General features: G+C 55.0%; 5 protein-coding genes. All 5 read left to right on the top strand.

Going from position 1 to position 5,829, the window contains the following annotated elements; genetic code table 11:
• Positions 1-887: class I SAM-dependent DNA methyltransferase (locus tag ACH2EH_RS05355; RefSeq protein ID WP_395139655.1), on the top strand; the 887-nt coding region annotated here is incomplete at its 5' end.
• A 169-nt stretch (positions 888-1,056) separates the two neighbouring features.
• Positions 1,057-2,361: a restriction endonuclease subunit S gene (locus ACH2EH_RS05350; protein ID WP_395139653.1), complete on the top strand. Its 1,305-nt coding sequence runs from the start codon at positions 1,057-1,059 to the stop codon at positions 2,359-2,361.
• A 27-nt stretch (positions 2,362-2,388) separates the two neighbouring features.
• Positions 2,389-3,660, top strand: a complete 1,272-nt coding sequence (locus ACH2EH_RS05345) for an AAA family ATPase (RefSeq protein ID WP_395139651.1) — start codon at positions 2,389-2,391, stop codon at positions 3,658-3,660.
• Positions 3,654-4,391: a DUF4276 family protein gene (locus ACH2EH_RS05340; RefSeq protein WP_395139649.1), complete on the top strand. Its 738-nt coding sequence runs from the start codon at positions 3,654-3,656 to the stop codon at positions 4,389-4,391. The genes ACH2EH_RS05345 and ACH2EH_RS05340 overlap by 7 nt, the downstream gene beginning before the upstream one ends.
• Positions 4,388-5,725, top strand: a complete 1,338-nt coding sequence (locus ACH2EH_RS05335) for a type I restriction endonuclease (protein ID WP_395139647.1) — start codon at positions 4,388-4,390, stop codon at positions 5,723-5,725. The genes ACH2EH_RS05340 and ACH2EH_RS05335 overlap by 4 nt, the downstream gene beginning before the upstream one ends.
• Positions 5,726-5,829 lie beyond the last annotated feature (104 nt).

Genomic DNA, 5,829 nt, shown 5'->3' with positions numbered 1-5,829 from the left:
ACGGGTCGGCACTTTTCACCGGGGACGCAGGTGGGGGTGAGAGTGAGATTCGCCGGCACATCATCGAGAATGACTACCTGGAGTGCATCATCGGCCTGCCCGAGAACATGTTCTATAACACCGGCATCTCGACCTATATCTGGGTGCTGACCAACCGGAAGGCCGCAAGTCGCAAGGGCAAGATTCAGCTCATTGATGCCTCCGAGTGGTTTGTGAAGCTGCGCAAGAATCTGGGCAAGAAGAACTGTGAGTTCCGCGCCGAGCACATCGCCCAGATCATGAGTGAGTACGAGCGCTTCGAGGACACGGAGCACTCGCGTATCTTCGACAATGAGGACTTTGGCTACCGCAAGATCACGGTGGATCGTCCGCTCCGTCTGGCGGTGACGCTTGATGCCGAGCGTCTTGCGCTTCCCGAGGTGAAGGACTGGGTCAGCGCCCTGACGAGCCTTTTCGGCAAGGACGTGACGCTCCTAGACTTCAACTCATTCAAGAAGAAGTGGGAAACCTACCTCAAGGCCAACAAGATCAAGCAGACGGCGAAGGACACCAAGGCTCTCTACGATGCTCTGACCGAGCGCAATCCTGAAGCGGCTATGGTTGCTGACAAGGATGGGAACGCAGCCGCTGATACCGAGCTACGCGACACGGAGAACGTGCCTCTAAAGGAAGACCCCGAGGTTTTTCTGGATCGTGAGGTTATCCCCTACGTGCCGGATGCTTGGATTGACCAAGAGAAGACCGTGGTGGGCTACGAAATCTCCTTTACTAAGGTCTTCTACAAGTACCAGCCACCGCGCCCGCTGGAAGAGATTCTCAGGGACATTGCTGCTCTGGAGGCAGAGACGGACGGCCTGCTACATGCCATCGCGGAGGAGTCGCTGTGATGGACGGGCAGCACGATTCTGAGATTCTTTCGACACTGTCGAAAGAATCGTCGTTCCAACTTGTGCTTGGGCAAAATGTGCCTACAATACAAGTTCATAGAACCCGCCAAGGCTCTGGGCGCAAGCCTATCCTCAAACCGGCGGGTCACTTTGTTTCGGAGGGGACGCAATGAAGCGCTACCCTGCCTACAAGCCCTCTGACGTTCAGTGGCTTGGCGAAATACCTGACCACTGGGAAGTTCGTCGCCTCAAATATATCGTAGATTTTGTCAGCCGTGGAAACGCACCCGATTATGTCGAGCAGAGCGATGTTTGTGCAGTCAGTCAGGGCTGTGTTCAGCGGGATGGCTTACACCTGGAAAATGTGAAGTTTCACGGAGGATCAGCTGATGGCTTCAAGGGGTTACTGAAAGATGGTGACCTCCTGATAAACTCAACAGGGACTGGCACATTGGGGCGCTGCTCCATCTTTGCTAAGGAAGATGATGACGCGCACGTATACTTTGCCGACGGCCACGTGACAATTTTGCGGGATACAACAACAAGTATTAACCCTGATTACTTGTATTCGTTTTTTAGAACACGCCAAGAAGAAATAACTGTCTTTGCATCAGAGGGCGCGACAAATCAGATAGAGTTGCAACGGGAACGTCTGCGATCTTTCTCCCTACCTCTCCCTGATATTGATGAGCAAACGGCCATCGTTTCCTACCTCGACCGCAAGAACGCAGAGATCGACGGCTTCGTCGCCAGCAAGCGCAAGCTCATCGCGCTCCTGAACGAGGAACGGGCAGCGTTCATCCAGAAAATCGTGTTGCGTGGGCTGAATCCCGACGCGCCGATGAAGCAGACCGGCGTGGACTGGCTCGGGGAGGTTCCCGCACATTGGGAAGTGCGGCGCAACATCTCTCTCTTTGGGCAGCGGATCGAGCGGGGAAGCGCCGAGCTACCCATCCTAGTTGTCTCCCTCCACACCGGCGTTACCGTCGGCGACGAAGATAGCGCCGACGCACCCCAGCGCCTCATTGAAGACCGCACAGCCTACAAGAGAACCAACTCAGGCGATATTGCCTACAACATGATGCGAATGTGGCAAGGCGCAGTGGGCGTGACACCTGTGGACGGCCTCGTCAGCCCCGCCTATGTGGTCGCCTACCCTCTAGCAAACGTAGACTCACGCTTTTACTGCTACCTGTTCCGCACTGATGTTTACAAGAACGAAGTCAACCGCCAGTCGCGTGGGATTGTCTCAGACCGCAACCGACTCTACTGGCAGGACTTCAAGCAGATGCTCTCTCCGTTCCCGCCGCTCAGTGAACAGCAAGCTATCGTGGCGGAGATTGAGGAGCAGTCCCAACGGATTGACGCGGCTATCTCCCGAATCGAGCGAGAGATCGAACTCATCAACGAGTACCGTACTGCGCTCATCTCTGAAGTCGTGACAGGTAAAATAGATGTTCGAGACCGAGGCTGACATGGCAAATCGCGGGGCAAAAATACAATGATAACGAGAATTCACGCACGTAACTACAGAAACCTGGTATTGGAAGAAAGCTTGATGCTCAGCTCGCTGAATGTCTTCGTCGGGGCAAACGGCTCGGGGAAAAGCAACCTCATACGAATTCTTCGCTTTCTCCAGGATGCGATCACGGGTGCGCCAGACGAACGCCGTGGTGTGACTCGCTTTGAAAATGCTATGGCGCGTTTCGGTTCTGGTCGCATCTTGGATGTCTCGTTAGAGCGCCCTGCGTTTGTTGAACTCAGCGTCTCGTTCACAGACGCGGAGCAGGTCCTTTTTCACCATGGAGTTCGGCTTGAAGTAAAGGACGAAAACACCGTTCTTGTGCGCGGTGAAGAGCTTTCTTACGACGTAAACCGAGAAGGTGAGGACATCGTAACATGGCTTTACCATTCCATTGATAAGGAACCAAATACGGCTCAGTTATATCTATGGAGCTTAAACGATGGAGACCATACGGTTTATCCGGTGCGTGATCTCCCTACAAATGAACTCTATTTCCATTCCTTGCCAGAGGAATACAGCAATCTATTACCGCATCAAAAAGACAGCCTTCCTTTAGAGAATACACGCCGGGAAGTCATCAAAAGCCTCGGAACATGGGCGTTTTATGATTCGGGTCGCATGAGTATCGAAGCAATCCGTCGCGCCACTCCCGATTTAGGTAATACGGATATTCGCCTGGAAAGCTCAGGAGAAAATCTACTTATCGTCCTCCACAATCTGATCCGAGAAAACATTGAGTTTGAGGAGCGCCTTAACGAAGCCTTCAGTGAATTATTTCCTCGAACACGAAAAGTACGAATTCTGCCCGTAGGACGAAGAACCGTTCAGCTTGAATGGTATCCACAAGGTAGCAAAAATGCTCTCTATCAGGACGATCTGAGCGACGGTACGCTCCGCATGTTATGCTGGGCGGCAGTTCTACTGTCTCCCACTCTTGCTTCCCTCATTGTGCTCGATGAACCTGAAGCGGGTATTCATCCGGCGTGGCTGCGAGTCTTGGCGGGCTGGATTCGGGAAGCCTCGCGCAAAACGCAAGTGATCATCTCCACCCACAGCTCCGATTTACTTGACTACTTCACGGAAGATATCGAAAGCGTTCATGTCTTCCAGGAGTCCCGTGAACAGCCAGGTAAGACCGAGATTGCCTCGCTCCACCCGGTACTGCTCTCCAGCAAGCTGAATGAGGGCTGGAAGCTTGGCGATCTCTACCGTGTCGGCGACCCTGGAGTCGGTGGCTGGCCGTGGTAGTTTGGGTCTACGCAGGCGGCGGCTATGCAGAAGCAAGTAGCATCGTCCCCCTGCTCCAGCAACACTTCACCGGGGCATCATTCCAGCGTCGCACTCCCGCGTTTCGTAAGCCAGGGCCACGCCCAGACGTGACTGCGTCTACCGAGCGGGTCGCACGGCGCTTTGCAGGAAACACCGGCAAAGATCTCCTCAATGAAATCAAGGGCGACCTCACGCGCTTCTGGCAGACGAACGGCCCGGCAGATCTCATCCTCGTACTTGACGACTCTGACTGCGACCCCGACCCTGATGGGCGCTTGGGAATCTTCGAGCAGACCGTGCGCGACGGGCTGAACGATGCAGGGTGCGCCGTAGAGAACCATCCTCCGATCATTCCAGCACTCGCGATTCCTGAGCTGGAGACCTGGCTCCTGGGGGACTGGGAACAGACCTTCGCCCGTGAGTTTCCAAATTGTCACCGGCGCTTGCAGCAGGCGCTATCGGCAAAAGGGCTACGAACCGCTGATCCTGAGAGCTTCAACTGTCGCCCAGAAGGCGGCGAGTATATCAAGCTCAGTGAAGACGTTCTGCTACCAGCTCTGGCGCAGGAATGCGAGGTTCGCTTCTCCAAAGCAACCGATACCCCAAAGCTTTTACTGCGAATCCGGCCAGAGGAAGTAAAAAAACGCTGCCCCTATTTCCGGAAGTACTGGGTCTCACTGGAGAATTATTGTAGGATAAACAAGAAATGACTACAGACACAACGGAAAAAGGACTGGAGACACTAATCGAGGCGAGCCTACTTAATGAAGCAGGCTATGAGAAAGGTGCCCCGAGCGACTACGACCGCACTTCCTGCGTAGACCGCGTGAAGCTCTTCGCCTTCCTCGCCGACACCCAGCCCGCCATACATGGCCGCATCACCGCCAGCACTCTGGAGACGGACAAGTTCCTCAAGCGCCTTTTCGATCAGATTCGCGACCGGGGCATCGTGGATGTGCTCCGTAAAGGCGTCAAGCACGGCCCCGATACCATCGCGCTCCACTACCCCAATCCTGCCAGCGACGCCAACGCAAAGGCCGTCGCCAACTGGAGCAAGAACCTCTTCACACTCACTCGACAGGTGCGCTACTCGGAGGATCATAAGTCCCTCGCCCTGGACATGGGGATCTTTCTCAATGGCCTCCCTATCGCCACCTTTGAGCTCAAGAACCAGTTCACCAAGCAGAACGTCCAGCACGCTATCAAGCAGTACAAGGAAGACCGCGACCCTAAGGAGCCACTCTTTGCCTTTGGCCGCTGCCTGGTCCACTTCGCGCTCGATGACAACCTAGTGTACATGACCACTCACTTGCGCGGCTGGCAGACCAGCTTCCTGCCCTTCAATCTGGGAAACGAGGGCGGTGCAGGCAACCCGGTGAACCCGGATGGCCTCAAGACCGAGTACCTCTGGAAGCGCATCCTCACTAAAGCCAGCCTCGCCAATATCCTGGAGAAGTACACCCAGATCGTCGAGGAGAAAGACGACGATGGGAAGGTAAAGCGCAAACTCATCTTCCCGCGCTACCACCAGCTTGAAGTCGTCCGCCAACTCCTGACGGATGCGGTGCAGCACGGCGCAGGGCGGCGCTATCTCATCCAGCACTCGGCAGGCTCAGGCAAATCGAACTCTATCTCTTGGCTGGCTCACCAGCTGGTGGAGCTTACCGATGAGACCGGCAAAAACATCTTTGATACCGTCATCATCGTCACCGACCGGCGCAATCTCGATAAGCAAATCCGCGACAACGTGAAGCAGTTCGCCCACGTCGCCGGGGTTGTCGAAGCCATCACCGAGGGCAGCAAGCAGCTCAAGGAGGCGCTGGAGTCGGGCAAGAAGATCGTCACCACCACGGTTCAGAAGTTCCCCTTCATTGTCGAGGAAATGGGCGACCTACCTGGCAAGCGCTTTGCCCTCCTGATCGACGAGGCGCACTCCTCCCAGAGCGGCGAGACAGCAGCCAAGATGAACGCCGCGCTCGCTGAGAAGAAGGGGGCGTATCGGAATATGTCAATGATTTTGAGACACTTTTCTATTTTAATTTAGACTCTTTTTGCCTCCAGACTTACACTGCATTTGCCATCTGTCACGGCTGGCAAAGGGGAGTCCACAACGGGTGCCAACACAGGAGGATTGATCCAGACCGCATC

The sequence above is a fragment of the Armatimonas sp. genome (genome assembly GCF_043760365.1).
Taxonomy (GTDB): domain Bacteria; phylum Armatimonadota; class Armatimonadia; order Armatimonadales; family Armatimonadaceae; genus Armatimonas.
Note: the sequence above shows the minus strand (reverse complement) of the source record. Positions and strands in the feature narration are given on the sequence as shown.